At 70.5% G+C, this 22,549-nt stretch carries 15 protein-coding genes and 2 pseudogenes; 6 read left to right on the plus strand and 11 right to left on the minus strand.

Annotated elements, in window-relative coordinates:
* The first annotated feature begins 76 nt into the window (after window positions 1–76).
* Entirely contained in the window at window positions 77–2,533 is a 2,457-nt protein-coding gene (locus WJ438_RS11400) for a DNA topoisomerase (ATP-hydrolyzing) subunit A (protein ID WP_406725136.1), read from the plus strand.
* Window positions 2,534–2,561: 28 nt separating this feature from the next.
* Here WJ438_RS11400 and WJ438_RS11405 read toward each other — a convergent pair whose 3' ends face one another.
* A complete protein-coding gene (locus WJ438_RS11405; protein ID WP_406725137.1) occupies window positions 2,562–3,626 on the minus strand; it encodes a CobW family GTP-binding protein in 1,065 nt (354 codons plus the stop codon).
* Window positions 3,627–3,949: 323 nt separating this feature from the next.
* On the opposite strand from WJ438_RS11405, the gene WJ438_RS11410 reads away from it, so the two are divergent.
* Window positions 3,950–4,504: a DUF6082 family protein gene (locus WJ438_RS11410; RefSeq protein ID WP_406725138.1), complete on the plus strand. Its 555-nt coding sequence runs from the start codon at window positions 3,950–3,952 to the stop codon at window positions 4,502–4,504.
* A gap of 59 nt (window positions 4,505–4,563) precedes the next feature.
* Here the strand turns inward: WJ438_RS11410 and WJ438_RS11415 are convergent, their stop codons facing one another.
* On the minus strand, window positions 4,564–4,803 hold the full coding sequence (locus WJ438_RS11415; protein WP_406725139.1) for a hypothetical protein: 240 nt from the start codon (window positions 4,801–4,803) through the stop codon (window positions 4,564–4,566).
* Between the two features lie 378 nt (window positions 4,804–5,181).
* On the opposite strand from WJ438_RS11415, the gene WJ438_RS11420 reads away from it, so the two are divergent.
* The 3 genes and pseudogenes from WJ438_RS11420 to WJ438_RS11430 all read left to right on the plus strand — a co-directional run bounded on the left by WJ438_RS11420 (window position 5,182) and on the right by WJ438_RS11430 (window position 8,604).
* Complete coding sequence (locus WJ438_RS11420) at window positions 5,182–6,123, plus strand: sucrase ferredoxin (RefSeq protein ID WP_406725140.1); 942 nt, start codon at window positions 5,182–5,184, stop codon at window positions 6,121–6,123.
* 107 nt (window positions 6,124–6,230) lie between these two features.
* A pseudogene (locus tag WJ438_RS11425) lies at window positions 6,231–7,924 on the plus strand (ATP-binding protein).
* Window positions 7,924–8,604 (plus strand): response regulator, encoded by a 681-nt coding sequence (locus tag WJ438_RS11430; RefSeq protein ID WP_406725141.1) that lies wholly within the window; start codon window positions 7,924–7,926, stop codon window positions 8,602–8,604. Before WJ438_RS11425 ends, WJ438_RS11430 begins: the two are co-directional and overlap by 1 nt.
* A 28-nt stretch (window positions 8,605–8,632) precedes the next feature.
* Here WJ438_RS11430 and WJ438_RS11435 read toward each other — a convergent pair whose 3' ends face one another.
* The 3 genes from WJ438_RS11435 to WJ438_RS11445 form a co-directional block, all read right to left on the minus strand.
* Window positions 8,633–10,225, minus strand: coding sequence for a cation acetate symporter (locus tag WJ438_RS11435; protein WP_406725142.1), 1,593 nt, complete (start codon window positions 10,223–10,225; stop codon window positions 8,633–8,635).
* Window positions 10,222–10,752 (minus strand): DUF485 domain-containing protein, encoded by a 531-nt coding sequence (locus WJ438_RS11440; protein WP_406725143.1) that lies wholly within the window; start codon window positions 10,750–10,752, stop codon window positions 10,222–10,224. Before WJ438_RS11440 ends, WJ438_RS11435 begins: the two co-directional genes overlap by 4 nt.
* Before the next feature lie 79 nt (window positions 10,753–10,831).
* On the minus strand, window positions 10,832–12,955 hold the full coding sequence (locus WJ438_RS11445; RefSeq protein WP_406725144.1) for a type IIA DNA topoisomerase subunit B: 2,124 nt from the start codon (window positions 12,953–12,955) through the stop codon (window positions 10,832–10,834).
* 443 nt (window positions 12,956–13,398) lie between these two features.
* Here WJ438_RS11445 and WJ438_RS11450 point away from each other — a divergent pair, with 443 nt between their 5' ends.
* The gene (locus tag WJ438_RS11450; protein ID WP_406725145.1) at window positions 13,399–13,629 is read left to right on the plus strand and encodes a hypothetical protein; all 231 of its coding nucleotides are present in this window, start codon (window positions 13,399–13,401) and stop codon (window positions 13,627–13,629) included.
* Window positions 13,630–13,807: 178 nt separating this feature from the next.
* Here WJ438_RS11450 and WJ438_RS11455 read toward each other — a convergent pair.
* The 6 genes and pseudogenes from WJ438_RS11455 to WJ438_RS11480 form a co-directional block, all read right to left on the minus strand.
* Window positions 13,808–14,637: pseudogene (locus tag WJ438_RS11455) on the minus strand (S1 family peptidase).
* Between the two features lie 182 nt (window positions 14,638–14,819).
* Window positions 14,820–16,349, minus strand: coding sequence for an RNA polymerase sigma factor (locus tag WJ438_RS11460; protein WP_406725146.1), 1,530 nt, complete (start codon window positions 16,347–16,349; stop codon window positions 14,820–14,822).
* A 466-nt stretch (window positions 16,350–16,815) separates the two neighbouring features.
* Entirely contained in the window at window positions 16,816–17,688 is an 873-nt protein-coding gene (locus WJ438_RS11465; RefSeq protein WP_406725147.1) for a FadR/GntR family transcriptional regulator, read from the minus strand.
* Window positions 17,689–17,851: 163 nt separating this feature from the next.
* Complete coding sequence (locus WJ438_RS11470; protein WP_406725148.1) at window positions 17,852–19,696, minus strand: ATP-binding cassette domain-containing protein; 1,845 nt, start codon at window positions 19,694–19,696, stop codon at window positions 17,852–17,854.
* Window positions 19,697–19,794: 98 nt separating this feature from the next.
* Window positions 19,795–20,553 (minus strand): NUDIX domain-containing protein, encoded by a 759-nt coding sequence (locus WJ438_RS11475; RefSeq protein ID WP_406725149.1) that lies wholly within the window; start codon window positions 20,551–20,553, stop codon window positions 19,795–19,797.
* 142 nt (window positions 20,554–20,695) lie between these two features.
* The gene (locus WJ438_RS11480; protein ID WP_406725150.1) at window positions 20,696–22,432 is read right to left on the minus strand and encodes a DUF4192 domain-containing protein; all 1,737 of its coding nucleotides are present in this window, start codon (window positions 22,430–22,432) and stop codon (window positions 20,696–20,698) included.
* Window positions 22,433–22,549: the final 117 nt, after the last annotated feature.

A 22,549-nucleotide genomic window follows, 5' to 3' on the forward strand; every position in this document is an offset into this window, starting at 1 on the left:
TCCCGGTTGTCGGTGCGGCGGTCCACAATGGTCCGCGTCAGATACCGTCCCACGCTTCAGCAAGGAGCCGGCAGCGATGGCCCGCCGCAGCACGAAGACCCCGCCGCCCGACGACTCGTACGAGGAGCGGATCCTCGACATCGACGTCGTCGACGAGATGCAGGGCTCCTTTCTCGAGTACGCGTACTCGGTCATCTACTCCCGCGCCCTGCCGGACGCGCGCGACGGCATGAAGCCGGTGCACCGCCGCATCGTCTACCAGATGAACGAGATGGGCCTGCGTCCCGACCGCGGCTACGTGAAGTGCGCGCGCGTGGTCGGCGAGGTCATGGGCAAGCTGCACCCCCATGGCGACGCGTCGATCTACGACGCCCTGGTGCGCATGGCGCAGCCGTTCTCGATGCGGGTCCCGCTGGTCGACGGCCACGGCAACTTCGGCTCCCTGGGCAACGACGACCCGCCGGCCGCCATGCGGTACACCGAAAGCCGGATGACCGAGGCCACGAGCCTGATGACCGAGTCCATCGACGAGGACACGGTCGACTTCGCGCCCAACTACGACGGCCAGGAGCAGGAGCCGGTGACCCTGCCCGCCGCGTTCCCGAACCTCCTGGTGAACGGGGCGTCGGGCATCGCGGTCGGCATGGCCACCAACATGCCGCCGCACAACCTCCGCGAGGTGATCGCGGCCGCCCGGCACCTGATCCGGTATCCGAACGCTGATCTCGACGCCCTGATGCGCCATGTGCCGGGCCCCGACCTGCCCACGGGCGGCAGGATCGTCGGCCTCCCGGGCATCCGGGACGCGTACGAGAAGGGCCGCGGCACCTTCAAGATCCGCGCGACGGTCACCGTGGAGGACGTCACGGCCCGCAGGAAGGGCCTGGTGATCACCGAGTTGCCGTTCACGGTCGGCCCGGAGAAGGTGATCTCCAAGATCAAGGACCTGGTCGGCTCGAAGAAGCTCCTGGGCATCGCCGACGTCAAGGACCTCACCGACCGCGCGCACGGTCTGCGCCTGGTCGTCGAGATCAAGAACGGCTTCGTGCCGGAGGCGGTCCTGGAGCAGCTGTACAAGCTGACGCCCATGGAGGAGTCCTTCGGCATCAACAACGTGGCCCTGGTGGACGGCCAGCCGCTCACCCTGGGCCTCAAGGAACTGCTCGAGGTCTATCTCGACCACCGCTTCGAGGTCGTACGCCGCCGCTCGGAGTTCCGCCGCGGCAAGCGGCGCGACCGTCTGCACCTGGTCGAGGGCCTGCTCACCGCCCTGGTGGACATCGACGAGGTCATCCGCCTCATCCGCTCCAGCGAGAACTCCGCGCAGGCGAAGCAGCGCCTGATGGAGCGCTTCTCCCTGAGTGACGTGCAGACGCAGTACATCCTGGACACCCCCCTGCGCCGTCTCACCAAGTTCGACCGCCTCGAACTGGAATCGGAGCAGGAGCGGTTGAACAAGGAGATCGAGGAGCTGACCCGCATCCTGGAGTCGGACGCGGAGCTGCGCAAGCTGGTCTCGGCCGAACTGGCCTCGGTGGCCAAGAAGTTCGGCAACGACCGTCGTACGGTCCTGCAGGAGTCGGCCGCCCTCCCGGCCGCCGTCGTGCCGCTTCAGGTGGCGGACGATCCGTGCCGGGTGCTGCTGTCCGCCACGGGCCTGCTCGCCCGTACGGCGCACGCGGAGCCGTTCCCCGAGGGCGCGGGCGCCAAGCGCGTCAAGCACGACTTGATCGTCTCGGCGGTACCGGCCACGGCCCGCGGCGAGGTGGGGGTGGTCACCTCGGCGGGGCGCCTGCTCCGGGTGAACGTCATCGACCTCCCCCAGCTTCCGGAGACGATGCCGACCCCGAGCCTCTCCGGTGGGGCGCCGACGGCCGAGTTCGTCTCCCTCGCGGAGGACGAGGAGGTGGTCTGCCTGACGACGCTCGACGAGTCGTCGCCGGGCCTGGCGCTCGGCACACAGCAGGGTGTCGTCAAGCGCGTCGTGCCCGACTACCCCTCCAGCAAGGAGGAGTTGGAGGTCATCACGCTCAAGGAGGGCGACCGGATCGTCGGTGCCGTCGAACTGCGCACGGGTGAGGAGGACCTGGTCTTCATCACGGACGACGCACAACTGCTGCGCTATCAGGCCTCGCAGGTCCGTCCGCAGGGCCGTCCCGCCGGCGGTATGGCGGGCGTCAAGCTCACGGAGGGCGCGAAGGTCATCACCTTCACGGCGGTCGATCCGGCGGTGGACGCGGTGGTGTTCACGGTCGCGGGCTCACGCGGCACGCTGGACGACTCCATCCAGACGACGGCCAAGCTGACCCCGTTCGACCAGTATCCGCGCAAGGGCCGGGCCACCGGCGGGGTGCGCTGCCAGCGGTTCCTCAAGGGCGAGGACTGCCTGTCCCTGGCCTGGGCCGGTCCCGCTCCGGCCCGCGCTTCACAGAAGAACGGCGCCCCGGTCGACCTCCCGGAACCCGACCCGCGCCGCGACGGCTCGGGAATTCCCCTGCCGAAGACGGTGGCGATGGTGGCGGGACCGCTCTGATCCCATCGGCCGCCCCGGGCAAGGTGTGCTAACCCCGCTGGTCGTCGGGCTCCCTTACGTAGCGCAGCACGCCCCACATGTCCTGCTCGTCGGCGTGTGGGGCCTCGGCGTGCGGGGCGTCGGCAACGCAGGCCTCCAGCTCCTTGCGGAGCGTGGCGGCGTCGATGCCGGTCCCGATGAGCACCAGCTGCGTCAGCCGCTCCGCGCAGGCCGGCCAGGCTTCCGGGTAGAAGCGCAGGAACCGGCCGACGGCGTGCACGGCGTACCGGTTCCCGGTGTCGTACGGCCCGAAGTCGATGTACCCCTTGATCCGGTAGAGCCCTTCCGGCCGGCTGTCGAGGAACCGGATCAGCCGCCGGGGATCGAGGGGCACGGCGGAGGCGAAGGACAGGCTGTCGTATGCGGCGTGCAGGTGCCCGGTGTGCTCGTCCGCGTCGGGGCCGTGCCGGTGCAGGTCGTCGAAGGAGAGCTGCCCGACGCGTTCCTCGCTGGGCCGGCAGTCGAAGAGGAACTCCGGATCGACACGGCCGTGCGTGGCGGGGACGACGGCGGCGCGGTCGACGAGTGACCGCACGACGTCGAGCACGCGCTCCGCGTCCGCCACCCGGTCGAGTTTGTTCACGACGACCAGATCGGCCAGGGCGAGATGCCGGTCGATCCCGGGGTGCCTGGCGCGTGTCCGCGCGAACTCGGCGGCGTCCACGACCTCGACGAGCCCGCCGTACACGATCCCGGGGTGCTCGCTGGCGAGCACCATCCGTACGAGCTCCTGCGGCTCGGCGAGACCGCTGGCCTCGATGACGATGACATCGATCCCGGCGGACGGCCGTGCCAGCCGCTCGAGATAGACATCGAGCTCACTGCCGTCGACGGCGCAGCACAGACACCCGTTGCCCAGCGAGAGAGTCGAGTCGCCGAGCGCGCCGGCCACGGCCATGGCGTCGATCTCGATGGCACCGAAGTCGTTGACGACGGCCCCGATACGGCTGCCACCGCTATGGTGGAGGAGGTGGTTGAGCAGGGTGGTCTTTCCGGATCCGAGAAATCCGGCCAGGACGACGACCGGAATCTGCCGACCGCTGCTGCGCTCCACTCCGCGACCCCTCTCACACACCCACGCGTACACCGGCTCGCGCCTCGGCGTACGTCCGCGAACCGACTGACTCCCCAGGATACGAGCGGCGAGAACGGCCCCGAGGTGAACGATTGTCAGCAGCGTTCGCGGGGCAGACGTGGGACAAGGCGCCGGATCGTGCGACCCTCGCTTCCCTCCGTGCGCCTCCTCTCCGCCTTCCCGCCGATCAGAGCCGCTCGGCACCCTGGAAGGCGGCACGCGCCGCCCACCGCTCGCCGGTCCCCACCGTCGACCCGCATCCCGACGACCGGCGGACGGCCGCCTGATCGGGGGTACTTGACATGGCCACACGGAAATTCGGCAAGCGCGGGCTTGATGTCGCCGCGGTGGCGGGCCTGGGGATGGCCGTGGGCGTCCTCGCCACCGCGGCGGCCCAACGCCACACGCTGGAGTCACTTCGCGTTCGCCTGGAACGCCTGGAACAGCAGGCACACGCCCAGCGGCACGCCAATCTGGCCAGCCAGCAGCGCCAGCACTGGGAGCTGCTGAGCAAAGCCATCGACGATCCCGGACTCGCCGAGGTCCTGGACATCTTCGAGGTGCCCGCCTCACCGGCGAAGCGGCGGCAGTACCTCTACGCCAACGCCCTCTACACCAACCTGCTGTTCTACTACCGCATCGGGAACCTGACCAAGGACGAGTTCTTCAAGCGCGTCCGAGGCACCTTCCAGAACCCGATCGTCAGGGAGTACTGGTACGCCACCGCACAGCAGCGGGCGAGTATCGCGGACACCGAAGAGGCGGAACTCGGGCTGATGGTCGACGATCTGCTCCGGCAGTTGGAGGAGGCCGACACCGACGAGTGGTGGGTGGTCGGCGAACCTCCCGCCGAGTGATGCCGGCGAAGCCGGCCGGGGCCGTGTCACCATGCCCGGACCGGGCCGCCGGGGCGTGGTCAGGCGTCGGGAATGTCGGCCTTCGCCCTGACCAGGGTCTCCCGTGTGATCATGACGATCCGCTCGTACTCCGCGCGCGCCGCGTCCGGGGGGAGTCCGGCGTCCAGCGAGTCGGTCACATCCGTACCGATGACGGCGAAGTTCCCGTCGGCCAGCTCGAAAATGTCGGGACATGTCCCACCATTCGTGCTGCCTCGGTAGCGCGGAGCAACGCCCAGGCGGCGGATGATCTGACTCACTGTTGAATTTCCTTTGTTCTCGAGGCACACGCGCGCCTGCGCCCGCTGCCACGCGATGCGCGAGGGCATCGTTTCAAGCTCGAGCCCCGGGCGCAGGAGGCTCGCCACGTACGCAGGCGTCTCATACCTCAACGGGCGCAACGCTTGCGGGAAGTTCTACCACCGTCCGAAGTGCGCCACTCGGGCCCCGAAGGAACCTCCGGAAGAGTCACCCGTGGCGAAGAATCGACGACCGGGAGCGTTTGGGACGTTTGTGGCGGGTTCACCCTGAGGAGAGGTGTCACCTCACCACGGGCGCACCCGGACCCCGTGAGCGTCACGACGGGGGCGGACGGGCCGGGAAGCCGCCCGGGAACAACTCAGGTTAGGCTCACCTCTGTGAGTACGTGCTCAACCGTATCCCGCGAGTTCGAAGAGCCCGTCGCGGGGACCGCGGCCACCGCGAGGACCTGGTTGCTGCTGGAGCAGCCAGGTCCGTGGGGTGCCAAGGCGCTCACGTCGAGCCACCTCGACCTCGCTCTGGGCCGCGCCCTGGAGGCCGCCACGAAGGGCACCGGAGTACAGATCGCCCTCATACGACGTCCGGGACGGCACGCGGACTCCCGGACGCCCGCCACCCGCCAGGTGTACGCGGCCCACACCCTTCCGGGCAGAACGTGGCTGCACGCCGCCACGACCACGGCCCCCGAGCGCCTGCTCGACCTCGACTTCGCCGCTCTCGGCATGGGGCGCAGCGACACCTTCGCCGCGGCACTCGGCGGACGGCCGCACGAAGGGAATCCGCTCGCCCTCGTCTGCACCAACGGCAAACGCGATCGCTGCTGCGCGCTCCTCGGACGGCCCCTTGCGGCCGAACTCGCCTCCTCCGGAGTCGAGGGCGTCTGGGAGGTCACCCACCTGGGCGGACACCGGTTCGCACCGACGGTGCTCGTGCTGCCCCACGGCTACGCGTACGGCAGGGCCGAGGCGCATGCCGTCAAGGAGGCGCTGCACGGCGCGCGGGAGGGCCGGATCGTCCTGGAGGGGTGCCGCGGGAGCTCCGCCTGGGAGCGCCCCGGCCAGGCGGCCGAGCTGGCCGTGCGTACCGAGGTGGGCGAGTACGCCGCCGAGGCGCTGACCGTCGTACGGACGGACGGCGCGGCACCGCGCTGGGAGGTGCTCGTCGCGCACGCCGACGGGCGTCGGTGGCGGGTGGAGGTGGCGCAGGGCGCGTCCCTGCCGCCCCGCGCGGAGAGCTGCGGGGCGTCGGTGCTGGGCTCGCCCGGGCGGATGGACGTGGTGGCGGTGCGCGGGGTGACCGTGACGGCACTCGCGAGCTGACCGGCCGCGCGCGGTTCCTCGCGGACGCCGGCTCCGCCTCGCAGGTGCGAGGCGATCCGCGCCACATCCTCGCAGCCCCCGGCGCCCACCCACGTACCGTCATGGGCATGCGCACCACTCCCCTCGCCCGCCGCCTGCGCCTCGGCCTGCCGCGGCGGGTCTTCTCGCAGGTCCTGCTGATGCAGCTGGCGCTCGCCGCGGGAGTCGCGGTGCTCGCGACCGGGCTGTTCCTCGCGCCGCTCAGTGCCCAGCTGGACGACCAGGCGATGCGCCGCGCGCTCGCCATCGCCCAGACCACCGCCCAGCAGGCACAGGTCGCGCGGGACCTGCGGAGCACGTCGCCCACGCAGAGCGGGCCGGTGCAGCAGGAGGCGGAACGGATCCGGAAGGCCACCGGCGCCGAGTACGTGGTGGTGCTGGACCGCCGGGGCGTGCGCTGGTCGCACACCGACCCCCAAAGGATCGGCGCCCCGGTCTCGACCGATCCCGGCGAGGCCCTGGCGGGACACGAGGTCATGGAGATCGACAACGGCACGCTGGGGCGCTCCGCACGCGGCAAGGTCCCGCTGCGCGACAGCGACGGCGAGATCATCGGGGCGGTCTCGGTCGGCATCGCCTACGACAGCGTCCGGGCCCGGCTGATTCACGCGATACCGGGGCTCTTCGCGCACGCGGGCGGGGCACTGGCCGTGGGCGCGCTCGCGGCATGGCTCATCTCCCGGCGGGTGCAGCGGCAGACCAGGGACCTGGCCTTCTCCGACATCGCGGCGCTGCTCGCGGAACGCGAGGCGATGCTGCACGGCATCCGGGAGGGCGTCGTCGCCCTCGACCGCACCGGCCGTGTCCGCCTCCTCAACGACGAGGCCCGGCGCCTGCTGGACCTCGGTGACGAGGCCGTGGGCCGCTCCCCGACGAGGCGCTCGGCGCGGGCCGGACGGCAGACGTGCTGGTCGGCCGGGTGACCGGCACCGACCTGCTCACCGTCCGCGGGCAGCGCGTCCTGGTCGCCAATCGTATGCCGACCGGCGACGGCGGCGCCGTGGCCACCCTCCGTGACCGTACGGAGCTGGACCGGCTCGGCCGGGAACTGGACTCCACACGCGGGCTGATCGACGCGCTGCGCGCCCAGGACCACGAGCACGCCAACCGCATGCACACCCTGCTCGGGCTGCTCGAACTCGAGCTGTACGACGACGCCGTGGAGTTCGTCGGCGAGGTCGTCGGCGATCACCGGGCGACGGCGGAGCAGGTCACCGAGAAGATCCGCGACCCGCTGCTCGCCGCCCTGCTGGTGGGCAAGGCGACGGTCGCGGCCGAGCGGGGCGTGGCCCTGTGGATCTCGGACCGGACACGGCTGCCGGACCGGCTGATCGACCCCAGGGGCCTCGTCACCATCGTCGGGAACCTGGTGGACAACGCGCTCGACGCCGTCGCGGGCGCACCGCACGCGCACGTGGAGGTCGAACTGCGCGCCGAGGGACGTACGGCCGTGCTCGGCGTACGCGACACCGGACCTGGAATTCCCGCGGAACAACGCGAGTTGATCTTCACTGAGGGCTGGTCCACCAAGAAGCCGCCGGACCACCGCGAGCGGGGCATCGGGCTCTCCCTCGTCCGCAGGCTCGCCGAACGCCAGGGCGGCATCGCGACCGTGGACGAGGCGGACGGCGGGGGAGCGGAGTTCACCGTGGTCCTGCCCGAGGCACTGACCGAGCCGGGCCCGCCGGCCGCCCTCACCGGAGCGTCCGTCCCCGCGTCCGTCCCCATGACCGTCCCGCAGACCACCGAGGGGGAACCGTGATGATCGAGGTCCTGGTCGTGGACGACGACGTCCGGGGCGCGCACGTCAACGCCGCCTATGTCGAGAAGGTGCCCGGTTTTCACGTGGCCGGTGAGGCGCACAGCGCGGCCGAGGCGCTCAAACTGCTGGAGACGCTGCCCCGGCTGGATCTGGTGCTCCTGGACCACTGTCTGCCCGACCGGACGGGCCTCGCGGTCGTCCAGGAGATGCGCCGGCGCGGCCACCAGACCGACGTGATCATAGTGTCGGCGGCGCGCGATGTGGCCACCGTGCAGGCGGCGATGCGGCAGGGCGCACTGCACTACCTGGTCAAGCCGTTCGCCTTCGCCGGGCTGCGCGCCAAGCTCGAGGCCTACGCGGGACTGCGTCGCGCCCTGGACGGCGGCGGCGAGGCCGAACAGGCCGAAGTGGACCGCGTCTTCGGCGCCCTGTCGGCGCCGGCGGAGCCCGGTCTGCCCAAGGGGCACTCCCCCACCACCGCGGAACTGGTACGCCAGAGCCTGCTGAACGCCGGCGGCCCGCGGTCGGCCCGGGAGATCGCCGACCGCACAGGGGTGAGCCGGCAGACCGCCCAGCGCTATCTCAAGTTCTTGGAGCGCATGGGACAGGCCACGTTGACCCTCAAGTACGGTGACGCGGGCCGCCCTGAACACCGTTATGTGTGGACGGGCCGCGCCTGAGGACGCGGGCAACCCCAGAGCCCGGGTGTCACACCGCCCCCGCGCCGGTCAGCGACCGCACCTCGGTCTCCGCGTGCTTGGCTTCGTCGGGAGCCTCGGCCGAGGTGACCGTGCCGAGCCAGCCCGCCAGGAAGCCCAGCGGGATGGAGGCCAGGCCGGGGTTCTGGAGCGGGAAGAGCTGGAAATCGACACCGGGGAACAGGGAATCAGGGCTGCCGGAGACCACTGGGGACAGCAGGACCAGCACCACGGCCGGAATCAGGCCGCCGTAGACGGCCCACACGGCACCACTGGTGGTGAAGCCCCGCCAGAACAGCGAGTAGAGCAGCACGGGCAGGTTGGCGGAGGCGGCCACGGCGAAGGCCAGCCCGACGAGAAAAGCGACGTTGAGGTCGCGGGCCAGCAGGCCGAGTGCGATCGCGAGCACGCCGATGCCGAGGGCGGCCACCCGGGCCACGGTCACCTCGCTGTGCGGCTTTCCGCGGCGGCGGCGCAGGGACGCGTACAGGTCGTGGGCGACGGACGCCGAGGAGGCGAGCGTGATCCCGGCGACGACGGCGAGGATCGTGGCGAAGGCGACCGCGGCGACGATCGCGAACAGAACGGTTCCGCCGGTGGAGTCGGCGCCGCCGCCGAGGTCGAGCGCCAGCAGCGGAACCGCCGTGTTCCCGGCCGCGTTGGACCCGCGCACGGCATCGGGTCCGACGACGGCGGCCGCGCCGAACCCGAGCACGATCGTCATCAGGTAGAACCCGCCGATGAGCCCGATCGACCAGACGACCGAGCGCCGCGCCGCCCGCGCGGTTGGGACGGTGTAGAAGCGGGACAGGATGTGCGGCAGCCCCGCCGTGCCCAGCACCAGGGCGAGCCCCAGACTGATGAAGTCGAACCGGGAGGTCCAGTCCCCGCCGTAGGCGAGCCCGGGGGCCAGGAACGCCTCCCCGTGACCGCTGCGCTCGGCCGCCGTGAGCAGCAGGCGGTTGAAGTCACCGTGGAACCGGAGCAGGACGAGGACGGTCAGCGCGATGGTGCCGCCGAGCAGCAGGACCGCCTTGACGATCTGGATCCAGGTGGTGGCCCGCATCCCTCCCATCGACACATAGATCACCATGAGCGCGCCGACCCCGACGACGGTCCAGGCCTGCGCCGCCTCGCTCCTGCCGCCGAGCAGCAGCGCGACCAGGCTGCCCGCACCCACCATCTGCGCCACCAGATACAGAACGGACACGGTGACCGAGGAAGTCCCCGCGGCGATACGCACGGGCCGTTCCCGCATCCGCGCCGCCACCACGTCGGCGAGGGTGAACCGCCCGCAGTTGCGCACCAGTTCCGCGACCAGGAACAGGACCACGAGCCAGGCCACCAGGAAGCCCACCGAGTACAGCATCCCGTCGTAGCCGAAGAGCGCGATCAGCCCGGAGATGCCGAGGAAGGAGGCGGCCGACATGTAGTCGCCCGCGATGGCAAAACCATTCTCCATCGGTGAGAAGAGTCGCCCCCCGGCGTAGAACTCCTCGGCGGAACCGTGCCGGTGGCGGCTCACCCAGGTCGTGATCCCCAGCGTGACCGCGACGAACGCGCTGAACAGGAGCAGCGCCAGCGCCTGGTGATCGCCCGTCACGAGGCACCGCCCCGTCCCCGCGCCAACTCCTGGGTGTCCCAGCGAAGTTCCAGCGCGGCCCGGTCCCTGCGCAGCCGCGCGTGCCGTGTGTAGGCCCAGGTGAGCAGGAAGGTGGTCAGGAACTGGCCGAGCCCGGCGAGCAGCCCCACGTTCACGGCGCCGGCCACCGGTCGGGCCATGAGGCCCGGCGCGGCCGTGGCGGTGACGACGTACGCCACGTACCAGGCGCAGAAGACGACGACAGCCGGGACCACGAACCTCCGGTAGCGGCTGCGCACTTCCTGGAACGCCGCGCTGCGCTGGACCTGGAGGTACACGTCGGCCGCGTCCGCGGCCCCCTCCTGCCGGCGCGCTTCCGGTTCCGCCGCCGTCCTCACCGCCGGAGGCGCCGGGTGCACCGTCGTCGGCGCTCCGGTGCCGGTTGACTCACCCCAGCCCGCGGCGAGGGCGTCGTACCAGGGATCGTCGTAGCCCACGTCTGCGGGACCGCCTCCGCCCGGGTGGGGGCGGTCATTGCTTTGCTGCATGCCCAAGGATGGACAGAACGGGAAGAGCCCCGACTCTTCTTCCCGTTCCACTTCACCCCATCAGGTGATGGTGTGCCCGCTACGCGTCGATGCGCGACCGGTCGAGCGTCGCCGCCGAGTTGGAGATGAACTCCTTGCGCGGAGCGACGTCGTTGCCCATGAGCAGATCGAAGACCTGCTCGGCGGACTCCAGATCGGTGAGGTTGATCCGGCGCAGGGTGCGGTGGCGCGGGTCCATGGTGGTCTCGGCCAGCTGGTCGGCATCCATCTCGCCGAGGCCCTTGTAGCGCTGGATCGAGTCCTTGTAGCGGATGCCCTTGGTCTGGAAGTCCATCAGCTTGTCGCGCAGTTCGCGGTCCGAGTACGTGTAGACGTACTTCTCCTGGCCCCTCTTGGGCTGGACGAGCTCGATGCGGTGCAGCGGCGGCACCGCGGCGAACACCCGGCCGGACTCGACCATGGGCCGCATGTATCGGTGGAACAGCGTCAGGAGCAAGGTGCGGATGTGGGAGCCGTCCACATCGGCGTCGGTCATCATGATGATCTTGCCGTAGCGGGCCGTGTCGATGTCGAAGGTCCGCCCCGATCCGGCCCCTATGACCTGGATGATCGCACCGCACTCCGCGTTCTTCAGCATGTCCGTCACGGACGACTTCTGAACGTTGAGGATCTTGCCGCGGATCGGCAGCAGCGCCTGGAACTCGGAGTTCCGGGCGAGCTTGGCCGTACCGAGCGCGGAGTCTCCCTCGACGATGAACAGCTCACTGCGCTCGACGTCGTCGCTGCGGCAGTCGGCCAGCTTGGCGGGCAGGGAGGAGGTCTCCAGCGCGGTCTTGCGGCGCTGGGCGTCCTTGTGCTGGCGGGCGGCGATACGGGTACGGGCCGCGGCGACGGCCTTCTCCAGGACGACACGGGCCTGCTGGGCGTCGTCGCGCTTGGTGGAGGTCAGGAAGGCCTTGAGCTCCCGGGAGATCACCGTGTTCACGATGCGGCGGGCCGCCGAGGTGCCGAGGACCTCCTTGGTCTGGCCCTCGAACTGCGGCTCGGCCAGGCGGACGGTGACGACGGCCGTGAGGCCCTCCAGGGCGTCGTCCTTGACGACGTCGTCCTCGGCCACGCGCAGCAGCTTCTTCGCGCGCAGTACCTCGTTCACGGTCTTGACGACGGCCTGCTCGAATCCGGCGACATGGGTGCCCCCCTTGGGGGTGGCGATGATGTTGACGAACGACCGGAGCGTCGTGTCGTAGCCGGTCCCCCAGCGCATCGCGACGTCGACGCCGAGTTCACGGGTCATCTCGGTGGGTGTCATCTGGCCGTGCTCGTCCAGGACCGGGACCGTCTCCTTGAAGGTGCCCTGACCCGTGAAGCGGAGGGTGTCACAGATGGCCTTGTCGGTGGCCAGGAACTCGCAGAACTCGCTGATGCCGCCGTCGAAGCGGAAGGACTCCTCGCCTTTGCTGCCGCCGTCGCCGAGCCCATACTCGTCACGGACGACGATGGTCAGGCCGGGCACCAGGAAAGCGGTCTGGCGGGCACGCTGGTGCAGGGTCTCCAGGGTGAGCTTGGCGTCCCTGAGGAAGATCTGGCGGTCGGCCCAGTAGCGCACGCGCGTGCCGCTGCGGGTCTTCGCGATCTTCTTGGCCTTCCGCAGCCCGCTCCCGGCCTCGAACTTCGCGTCGGGACCGACGGTGGCGAAGACGCCCGGGACGCCACGGCGAAAGCTGATCGCGTGGGTGTGCCCGCCGCGATCCACCTCGACGTCCAGCCGCGCGGACAGCGCGTTGACGACGGACGCGCCGACGCCGTGCAGTCCGCCGGAGGCGGCGTACGAGCCGCCGCCGAACTTGCCGCCGGCGTGCAGCTTGGTCATGACGACCTCGACACCGGAGAGGCCGGTCTTGGGTTCCACGTCGACCGGGATGCCGCGGCCGTTGTCCCGGACCTCCACCGAGCCGTCGTCGTGGAGGATCACCTCGATGTGGTCGCAGTGGCCCCCGAGGGCCTCGTCCACCGAGTTGTCGATGATCTCCCACAGGCAGTGCAGCAGACCGCGGCTGTCGGTCGATCCGATGTACATCCCGGGGCGTTTGCGCACGGCCTCGAGCCCCTCGAGGACGAGCAGGTGCCGCGCGGTGTAGTTGGAACCGTCCCGGTCTGCTCCTGCCAGCAGCGCTGTGGACGGCACGGACGTCTCGGCGGTCACGCGGTTCGCTCCTCGCTGAATTTCAGATGGGGCCCTCATGGGTAAGGGCACGTCACTTGTCACCGGTGAGAGGGTACCGAGGCCTGGTAGAGCCGTTGTCACGCCACCCTCGTCTGAAACGTAGACTAGTCGAGAGTCGCATACCTGTTCGATCCCTCGATGGAGTGAAGCACACATCACGTTCCCTTCGAGGCATGAACCATTTAGGCTCCGGGCACGTCCTCAAGAACAACCGGCAACCCAGCCGGGAGGGCCGACCACCACCGATCCGACGCGAATCCGTACGACGACACAGACACGCGATACGGCACATTCGCCCCCAACCGGCAGCACCCAGCCATCTCGGAAAGATTTTTTCGAGAAGAAGCCACGAGCGGGAACGTTTGGGGCTGGTTGGATGTTGACCCTGGTACGACAGCTCGTCGAGCTAGAGAAGAGGCGACGTGACTACTGTTCTGACCCCCGCGAGCCCGCTGACGGCCGCCGATCGCTGCGACCGCTGCGGTGCCCAGGCATACCTGCGCGTCGTCCTGCTGAGCGGCGGAGAACTGCTCTTCTGCGCCCACCACGGCCGCAAGTTCGAGCCGGAACTCAAAAAGATCGCCGCCGAGATACAGGACGAGACGGAGCGGCTGATCTCGCCTTCGGCGAATACCGCCGAGGAAGAGCGCTGACACCTCGCGCACCACGACGAGCCAGCCCGGCACAGGCCCGCACGGAGGGCGGCCGCCTCCGCTTCGGAGACGGCCGCCCTCCGCGTACCCGAAATCGCTTCCCCGCGAGCCGCCCGGGACCCGCCTCAGGCCCTTCCAGGCGCCCTGAGGCGCCCTCCCACGACTGTCATGCGGACGCTCAGCCGAGCGTCCGCATGACCTCGGACACACGCGTGTAGACCCCCGGGCTGCCCGCCCAGCCGCAGCCGCCGCCCCAGGACACGAGGCCGATCAGCCGCCCCCGGGCCACCAGCGGTCCGCCGCTGTCCCCCTGGCAGGCGTCCGGCCCGCCGGCCTGCTCACCGGCGCACAGCATGGTGCCCACGCGATACTCGCCTTCGTCACCGCCCGGGTACGCGGCCTCGCACAGGGTGTCGCGCAGAACGCGCACACGTGCCGCGTGCAGAGTGCCGGCGAAGGAACCGGAGCCCGTGATGTTGCCCCAGCCGTAGACGGTCGCGGCGGTGCCGACCTGGTACCCGGGATCACCCGCGGCGGCCATGCCGATGACCGACTCCGAGGGCAGCGCTGTGGCCAGGGTGAGCACGGCGAAGTCGCCGGAGTTGCTGACCGGGTCGTAGTCCGGGTTCACCCAGGTCTCGCGGACGGCTATCTCCTCCCCCGGTCCGAGAGCAGGTCCGTACGGCCCGAGATCACCCTGAGGTCGGGCACCCGGTCCGGCGCCGCCCCCAAGACCTCCTCGTCCACGCAGTGGGCAGCGGTGAGCACGGTGGTCCGGCCGACGGCCACACCGCCGCAGAACTGTCCCGCCCGGGTACCCCCGAACCGGTCACGGCTGGCCAGCGCCACCGTCCACGGACTTTCGGACACGTCGACCGGGAATCCGCCGACGACGACACCGTCCGGGACCGCGGAAGCCGCCGGAGCGGCCGCTGCCAGTGGTATCGCGGTCGCTGCGGCGGCGAGGACCAGTGGTCGGGCCAGGATCCGAGCTAGGCGACGACTCATGCGCACTCCTCACACTGGGGCGTTGATGGGACACCCAGAGTGATCCACCCCACCGCGCCACGCACCCGCGGGACAACACTGAGGCCCGGCCCCGAGAACGGGGACCGGGCCTCAGTGGACACGTGGCTCAACGCCTTGGTGGACGCCTCGTACGGCCGCCCGCCGCGGCGCGGCGGCCGGCCTTAGTCGAGGTAGTCGCGCAGCACCTGGGAACGGGACGGGTGGCGCAGCTTCGACATGGTCTTGGACTCGATCTGGCGAATACGCTCGCGCGTGACGCCGTACACCTTGCCGATCTCGTCGAGGGTCTTCGGCTGACCGTCGGTGAGACCGAAGCGCATGGAGACGACGCCCGCCTCACGCTCGGACAGGGTGTCCAGGACGGAGTGCAGCTGCTCCTGCAGAAGCGTGAAGCTGACCGCGTCGGCCGGGACCACCGCCTCGGAGTCCTCGATGAGGTCACCGAACTCGCTGTCGCCGTCCTCGCCCAGCGGGGTGTGCAGGGAGATGGGCTCGCGACCGTACTTCTGGACCTCGATGACCTTCTCCGGGGTCATGTCGAGCTCCTTGGCCAGCTCCTCCGGGGTGGGCTCGCGGCCCAGGTCCTGGAGCATCTGGCGCTGCACACGCGCGAGCTTGTTGATGACCTCGACCATGTGCACCGGGATGCGGATGGTGCGGGCCTGGTCGGCCATCGCGCGGGTGATCGCCTGGCGGATCCACCAGGTGGCATAGGTGGAGAACTTGTAGCCCTTGGTGTAGTCGAACTTCTCCACCGCGCGGATCAGACCGAGGTTGCCCTCCTGGATGAGGTCCAGGAAGAGCATGCCGCGGCCGGTGTAGCGCTTGGCCAGGGAGACCACCAGACGGAGGTTGGCCTCCAGGAGGTGGTTCTTGGCGCGGCGCCCGTCCTCGGCGATGATCTCCAGCTCGCGCTTGAGCTTCGGCGCCAGCTTGTCGGAGTTGGCCAGCTTGTCCTCGGCGAACAGACCGGCTTCGATCCGCTTGGCGAGCTCGACCTCCTGCTCGGCGTTGAGCAGGGGCACCTTGCCGATCTGCTTGAGGTAGTCCTTGACCGGGTCGGCGGTGGCACCGGCGGCGGCGACCTGCTGGGCGGGCGCGTCGTCCTCGTCCTCGTCGGACAGGACGAAACCGGCGTTCTCCGTACCCTCCGGCTCCTCCGTCGCCTTGGCCTCCTCGACGGTCTCTTCGTCCGTCGACTCGACGTCGTCCTTCTTGGCCGCGGTCTTCTTGGCGGCCGTCTTCTTGGCCGCGGTCTTCTTGGCGGCCGTCTTCTTGGCCGCGGTCTTCTTGGCAGCCGCCTTCTTGGCGGGTGCCTCCTCCTCGGCGACGGCGTCCGCGGCGGGCGCGGCAGGTGTGGCGGAGGCGCTGGCCTTCCGGGTGGTCGCCGCCTTCACCGCGACCGTCTTGGTGGCGGTGCGCTTGGCGGGACTCTTCGCTGCGACGCTCTTTCGGGTGCGCTTGGGCTCCGCGGCACTGACCATCAGCGTCACACCCTCTTCCTCGAGGATCTGGTTGAGGCTGCGCAGTACGTTCTTCCACTGAGTGGCCGGAATCTGGTCAGCTTCGAAGGCCCGACGCACGTCATCGCCGGCGATCTGCCCCTCAGCCTTTCCCCGCTCGATGAGCGCCATGACAGAGACGGATTCGGCGATCTCCGGCGGGAGCGTACGGGATGTGCTGGCCGACACGAACAACCTCTCGGAACGTTGAATAACGGCTTCCGGCCCCGTCCACGAGGACAGGAGCCGACCGCCGACTTGGGGATGGGCCGACGGTACGGGCGGAGGCCGGGGAGGTGCACAGCGCCGTGAACGGCGTCCGTATTCCCTCCGCGACTGCCACTTCTTAGGTCATCGCGTTCTTTCCAGGAGTGTTACGCCCAATCCGCGTGGTCCGAGTCACACCCCGTAAGTGTCCAGAATCAATCAGACTGGGACAGAAACGGTCACTCGGGGGTGACAGCGACACGGTGCCGAACCTTACGGCCCCTTCACCACTGTAGGACCCCGCGGGATCAAAGGTGATCCCGCGGGGTCCGGCAGGAGACGGCTCACCGGTCGGGCGCTGCCACAGGAGGGGGGTGGCATGCCGGGCCTGGCCGCCCGCGGAACGCGGTCGATGCTCACGCGCGGGGTGTTCGTGCGCGCGGGGGTTTCAGTGCTCGCGCGGGGCGGGCACCACGGGGTGGCCCCTCAGCAGCTGGCCCATGGCCACCTCGGCCGCCTCGCCGTCACCGCCGGCGAGGGCGTCGACGATCTGGCCGTGGTGCGCGAGCGACGTCTCGTTGGGCCGTTCACAGCCCGCGGCCGGCCCACCCGAAACCTGCAGCGCGGCGGACACGATCCCGGAGAGGTGCTCCAGCATGCGGTTGCCGGCGACCTGGATGAGCAGCGAATGGAACTCGGAGTCGGCCCGGGCGAAGGTCAGCGCGTCGCCCTGTCCCATCGCGTGGCCCATGATCTCCACCATGTCGGACAGACGCTGCTGAACGTCCTCACGTCCGTGTCCGGCGGCAAGACGGGCGGCCAGCGGCTCGATCGCCCAGCGCAGCTCGCAGAGCTCACGGCGCTGGTCGTCACGCTGGGGCCCGAAGGCCCGCCACTCGATGATGTCCGGATCGAGGAGATTCCAGTCGCTGACCGGGCGCACGCGCGTGCCGACGTTCGGGCGGGCGCTGACCAGGCCCTTGGCCTCCAGGACACGGAGCGATTCGCGGACGACGGTGCGGGAGACCTCGAACCGCTGGCCGATCTCCTCGGGAACCAGGGGGCGGTCGGCACCCAGATCACCTGAAACGATCATCTGACCCAGCTGCTGGACGAGTTGGCCGTGCAGCCCGCGTCCGCGGCTGCCCGCGGCGCGGCGGCCCACGCGGCCCAGCTCGGGGTCGGCGTTCCAGACAGGGGCCCCGGCGCGGCCGCCGACGGGCGCGTCGGCATAGGGGTAGCGGTCGAGTTCGCCCGGATTCGCGAGGCCGGAGTCGGCGGAGCGGGCGGTGGTCATCATGGTGTGCGCAAGGGTACTCACGCCTCTTTTGTCGGCGCGGTTCCCAACTCCCTTGAGGAGTTTGGTGAAAAGCACACGAAAGGGTGATCGCTCACCCCGTCGCAATTGACGCCTTATCGGAAGGAAGTGGGCTCTCTCCGGGGAGTTGCGGGCACAGACGGACTGATGAGGTCATGGTCGGCCCTCAACGGACCCTGCTCCGCAAGGATGTGAGCAGATACGCGCAGAGCAGCACCGCCAGCGACAACGCCAGAGCACCGCCCACAGGTTGGGCGAACATCCGCAACGCACCCTCCAGATACCGCTCGCCCCCGAAGGGCCACCGGAGCGGGAACATCTCACGCAGCCGCAGTGCCGCCCCCGCCGCGGTCCGCGCCGACGGTCCCTCCACCGCCTCCCGCACAAGGGGCACGACGAGGAGCGGCACGGCGACGACCGCGGCGAGACCGGCGGCGGTGGAACGGAAGATCCCCGCCGCCAGCACCCCCGCCCAGGCGCACCCGATCACGAGTCCCAGCCAACTCGCCCCGAGCGGGAACCAGTCGCCGGGAACGTCGACGAGTTCCCGTCCGTACACGAGATAGAGCACTTCGGCGTCGCACCCGATCGTCAGCACGGCCAGCACCAGCGCGGTGGCCGAGGCGACGAGGAGCTTCGCGGTCAGCAGTCCCAGGCGCCGGGGCACGCTGCCCCGGTCCGCCGCCAGAGCGGGGTGGCGGAACTCGTCGCCGAAGGCCAGCGCGCCGAGCAGCCCCGCCCCGAGCGCCGCGGGCGGCAGGGGCAACTCCCTGGGCCACGCGGCCAGCAGCCGCGGCTGCGTGGTGTGTCCGGTACGGGCCAGCAGTACCGCGGTGAGCACGGACACCGCGAGCACGGCTGCGCCGACGAGGAACCCGGTACCGATACCGGTGACCCGACGGATCTCGTAGCGCAGCGGGCGGAGGGGGCGGGGAGCGGGGCGGACGGAGAGGGGAGGCGGCATCCCGACCGAGGACTCCGGGGCCCGGTCCCCGCCACCGGCACGGGATCCGGCTGGGTTCTCGGCAGAGGGCGGCGGGTCGGAGGATGGCGCGGCGGCAGAGGTTGGCGCGGTGACGGAAGGTGACTCGTCCGAGAGGGCCGACGGCTGCTCGGTGTGCGGCGCTCCCGCGCCGGGACCCATGTCCCCTGTCTCGTCCGCGAGTTGGTGTACGACGATGCCGTTCCGGAACGCGATCTCGCCTACGTCGGCGCAGGTACTGCCGTAGACGGAGATGCGGTTGCCGCCCTCCTGAGCCACTTCCACGGAACGCCGGACGGTACGGGCCTCCTTGGCGAGCAGCGCGGACAGGCGGGCGGCGTGTGGTGTGCGGACGGCGACGCGGGGGCGAAGTCGGGTGCGCGAGAAGTCCGCGGCCGGCTGATCGGCCACGACCCGACCCTGCTCGAGGGTGACCACCCGGTCCGCGACGCGCGCCGCCTCCTTGGGGTCGGCCGTCGTACTCAGGACGGTGCCGCCCTGGGCCGCGTAGGCCCGGAGCATGCCGTGCAGCCAGCGGCTCTCGCCGGCGGAGAGCCCACGGGCGGGTTCGTCGAGCACGAGGGTGTGCGGGTCCGCCAGCAGCGCGCAGGCCAGTCCGAGGCGTCGGTCCATACCGCGCGAGAGCGTACCGAGGCGTTCCTCGCGCAGACTCACCAGCCCGACGGCTTCGAGGACTTCGTCGGCGCGGTGGACCGGGGCTCCCGCGGCGGCGCACAGCATGCGCAGGTGTCCACGGACGGTGCGTGCGGGGTGACCCGGCACTTCACCCAGCAGCACGCCGACCTCACGGGGCGGGTGGCCGATGCGGTGCAGGGGACGGCCTCTGAAGTAGGTGATCCCCCGGCCCGGTTGGAGTTCGAGCATGAGTCTGAGCGCCGTCGTCTTGCCTGCGCCCGGTGCTCCGAGCAGCGCGGTGACGTGGCCTGCGTGCGCTTCGAAGGAGACGTCGTCGACGGCGGGCGGAAGCTCTTTGCGAGGGTTGCTGGTTAGTCCGAAGGCCTGGATCACCCGAAGCAAGATAGCGCGCCATATCGGGTTTTTCGGGCACCACCAGGCCTGCTGACAGCGAGGAATCAGCCGTGCGGGATCCGTGACGGACTCCTGCGTCACACCTCGGGGCGCAGCATCGGCGGATTGAGCAGGGTGGCTCCGCCGGCTCGGAAGAGCTGGGCGGGGCGACCGCCCTGCCGGGTGGTCGTGCCACCCGTCGGAACCAGAAAGCCCGGTGTTCCGGTCACCTTGCGGTGGAAGTTGCGCGGATCCAGCGCCACCCCCCACACGGCCTCGTAGACGCGGCGCAGCTCACCGACGGTGAACTCGGGCGGGCAGAAGGCCGTGGCCAGCGACGAGTACTCGATCTTGGAGCGGGCGCGCTCCACCCCGTCCGCCAGGATCTGAGCGTGGTCGAAGGCGAGGGGCGCCACCGGCTCGCCGCCTCTGCCGTACCCCGCCTGTTGCAGCAGTTCCTCGACCTGGGCCCACCGTGCGTTGCTGGCGTCGCCGCCCGCCCTGGGTGCGGGCAGGTCGGGAGCGAGCGCGAGGTGCGCGACGCTGACGACACGCATCCGGGGGTCGCGCTTGGGATCGCCGTAGGTGGCGAGCTGCTCCAGGTGTGCGCCGGCGGCCTGGGCGGGGACAGCGGGGTCGTGCACCCGCAGTCCGGTCTCCTCCGCCAGTTCACGCGCCGCGGCCTGCGACAGGTCCTCGTCGGCCCGTACAAATCCGCCGGGCAGCGCCCAACGCCCCTGAAACGGCGGTTCGCCCCTGCGTACCGCCAGCGCGCACAGGGCGTGGCGGCGCACGGTCAGCACGACCAGGTCCACGGTGACGGCGAAGGGAGGAAAGGCTGACGGGTCGTAGGACATGCGACGATCATAGTCGTCTCCCTGACGATAAACACTCCCTTCGCCGACTTGCCGGCTCGCCCACTCACCTGTGTGGCGGGGCTCGGAGGGCGCACCGTCCGCCGGCCGGCATCGCCCTCCCCCGCTCGGTCACTGGGCTCGGTCACTCCGCTCCCGCACTCCCCTGACTCCGGGGCCGCGCACCTCCCGGCGAGGCCGTGCGACGAGGGCGCGTGGTGCCCGGTCCCTCGTATCCGGGGCGTGCGCCGCCCGGACGCGTGCCCCCCACCGCGGTACGGGGATGCGGAACCCGCGCGCTCGGCCGGCGTCCGTCCGAACGCGCCCGGCGCGGGGACCCGCCACCGGTACCGGAGACATGCGTGCGCCGTCGGCGGCGCGAGGGCATCTCGTGCCGTACGAATGCCGCTTCCTCGGAAGGCGTGGCCCCCTCCCCGGCACCCGGCGCCCGTACGCCCGGCTTCCCGGCGTCGGCCCCGGTGGCCGGGCCGGCGGCGGGAGCGACGGCCGGACCCGCGACCGAACCGGTGGCCGGAGCGGCCTGAGGGGTGGCGGCCGGACCGCCGCGGTCCGTCTTCCCGTGGCTCTCGCGGTCCGCTCGCAGGCATCGGCGGATCGATTCCGGGTCGAGGCCCTCGTTGCATGCCTGGTGCAGAAGACGGGCGAAGAGGTAGTCGGGATCGGCACCCAGGGCCATGGCGAGCGCCTCCCTGGCTTCCAGTTCGTCACCGGTGGACCACGCGACCCAGCCGGCGAGCGTCAGGGGCGCCGCAGCGTGTTCGCCGTACGAGCCGACACAGCGGCGCGCCAGGGCTCGCCACAGGCGGAGCGCGGGACCTGCTTCCTCTCCCTCCATCCACGCGGCCGCGCGGTCCCGGGTCGTCCGGTCCTGCAGACCGAGGATCAGCGTCGCCACCTCGTCGTGCCGAAGCAGTTCGTCGTCCCGCAGATCCGCCGGAAGCGCGCCGGAGACGAGCGGGACGCCGGCGAGCCGGCCCATGACCCGCTCGGCCAGTTCCAACGTCCTTTCGGCGACCTGGGACCGGCCCGCCCCATCGAGGATCCTGGGAATCAAGATCTTGTTGGCGGCGTCCAGGGCGGCTTCCTGTTCGAGAGCGGCGGCGTTCTCCCACGGGAGGAACCTGGCCCTCAGCTCCCGCAGCGTGCCCCGGACCTGAAGCCCGGCGTAGGTCGCGGCGGCGGCCAGCACCGAGGTGCCGGGCAGCCCCATCGGCGTCCCCTCCGGCGGACAGCATGCCTCGTCGTCACAGCAGTACGACCAGAAGCGGCCGTCCGACAGGCACAGGGCCTCCACCACGGGGACGTCGAGGGCACCGCACTCCACGCGCAGCGCGTGAGCGAGCGGGCCCAACCGCCCCTTGACCTGCGCTCCGGATTCGCGCTTGCCCGGTTCCTGGCAGAGGAAGACAACCATTTGCTCGGGCTTGGCGCCTCGGCGCTCGCTGCCTGTCACCAGTCCCTGGGCAAGTTGCCGGGCGGCCGCGGGCCAGTCGTCCTTGTTCGCGGGGATGCCGAGCCTGGCGCGACCGCCGAACCGGCCCCGTCCGTCCTTGTCGTACAGGGCGACCAGGACGATGCTGTCCTCGGGCTGGTAGCCGAGGAGGTAGGGCAGTGCGTCGGCGAGTTCGGCGGGGGTGCGCAGCGTGACCTGCTGTGCTTCGCCGTGGCTGCCGTAGGCGGTGCAGGCGATGTCCTTCGCGCGCCGTAGGTGCGTGTGCTCGCCGTCGTGCGTCCCCCGCGAGGGGGAATCGGTGGGGTGGGCGACGTCCCCGGGGTCCGGAAGGCCGGCGGGCTCGTCCCGCTTCCGCGCGGCGATGTCGTCGTTTTCGGGTGATCCGTTCGTTTCGCTGCGGTTCGTCATGAGATGAAGATTTCGCGGATCGGGAAACTCTGCTCGCCTTGTGGACAACTCCCGCCAGGGACACATCAAATACCCCACCTGACCTGCGCTTTCGCTTCCACTGTGACCCGATTACCA

This window comes from Streptomyces sp. GD-15H, assembly GCF_045291515.1.
Classification (GTDB): Bacteria; Actinomycetota; Actinomycetes; order Streptomycetales; family Streptomycetaceae; genus Streptomyces.